At 67.6% G+C, this 1,462-nt stretch carries 1 protein-coding gene; it reads right to left on the bottom strand.

Translation table 11 applies throughout. The features are described 5' to 3' along the window. Positions 1-85: 85 nt before the first annotated feature. Positions 86-1,462 (bottom strand): efflux transporter outer membrane subunit (locus FHT76_RS41225; protein ID WP_259132242.1); only part of this gene is annotated, 1,377 nt, incomplete at its 5' end.

Below are 1,462 nucleotides of genomic sequence, written 5' to 3'. Positions count from 1 at the left end.
CGCCGCTGCCGTCATTATCGGCTTTGGCTACCGATAGCGGCCATAAAAAAGCCCCGCGATTGCGGGGCTTTCTGTCTCGTGTGGCTCAGCTCGCCTTGGGCGGTGTTGTCGTGCGCGGTGCGCCCGGATTGTAGCCGCCGCCGATGGCGACGTTGAGGGCGACATAGTCCTTGGCCATCTGCTGGATGGAGGCGGCCAGGCTTGCCTGGGCGAGCGATACCTGACGCTGCGCATCGAGCACGTCGAGCAGCGAGGAGGCGCCGTCCTTGTAGCTGGCGGTCGACAGTTCCAGGGTTTCCTGCGTCGTCTTCACCTGGGCGCGCAGCGCTTCCACCGTCTCGGCGTCGCGGCGCACCGCCGACAGCGCGTTCTCGACCTCTTCGACGGCGGTCAGCACCGACTGCTTCCAGGCGAGATACTGGGTCTTGGCATCCGACTTGGCGATGTCGACATTGGCGCGCAGACGGCCGCCGTCGAAGATCGGCAGCGTCAGCGTCGGGCCGAACGACCAGGTGGTCAGGCTGCCGCCGGAGAAGCCGGCCGGCTTGACGTAGGAGGGCGAGATCGAGCCCGACAGGGTGATCGTCGGATAGAGCTGCGAGATGGCAACGCCGATATTGGCGGTGGCAGCCGCGAGATTGCGCTCGGCGACGCGAATGTCGGGCCGGTTGCGGATCAGGTCGGCCGGAATGCCGGAGGCGATGCCACCGCGGAAGATCGGCTGCGGCGCGCCCTTCAGGAGTTCGCCGAGCAGCGAGCCGGCGGGCTGGCCAAGCAGCGTGGCGATGTGGTGGGCGGCAACGCGGATGTTGGTCTCCAGCCCCGGGATTTCAGCCTGCGTCGACTGCACCAGACCTTCGGCCTGGACGACGTCGAGGCGCGAGGCAGCACCGGCCTCGAGCTGGAACTTGGTCAGGTCCAGGGTTTCCTGGCGCGACTTCAGGTTGGAGCGCGACAGCGCCAGGCGCTCCTGGAAGAAGCGCAGGTCGATGTAGGAGTTCACTAGGTCCTGCAGATAGGTGAGCTTGGCGACGTCGGCGCTGGAATAGGCGGCGTCAAGCGAGGCCTGGGCGCCTTCCTTGGCGCGGCGGTACTGGCCGAACAGGTCGAGCAGCCAGGAGACATTGGCCTCGCCGGCGCTGATGTTGGTGGCGCCGTTCGAGGTGCGGCGTTCGCCCATCGTGCCGCTGGTGGTGTGGCTGGCGCCGACTAGCAGGCTCGGCAGCGAACCGGCGCCGGCCACGGTGACGCCGCCGGCCGCCGCATTGATGCGCTCCAGCGCCTGCAGCACCGACAGGTTCTCATTCAGGCCCTGAACGACCAGGCCGTCCAGCTTCCGGTCGCGATAGGCCGTCCACCAGGCCGTCGTCGACACGTCGCCAATGTCCTTGGCGCCACCCTCGCTGAACTTCGCCGGAAGCGGCATCTCCGGAGGAACATGGTCCGGGCCGCTCACACAGCC

The organism is Rhizobium sp. BK176, from assembly GCF_024808055.1.
The sequence above is the reverse complement of the archived record's forward strand: the minus strand, read 5'-3'. Positions and strand labels throughout refer to the sequence as shown.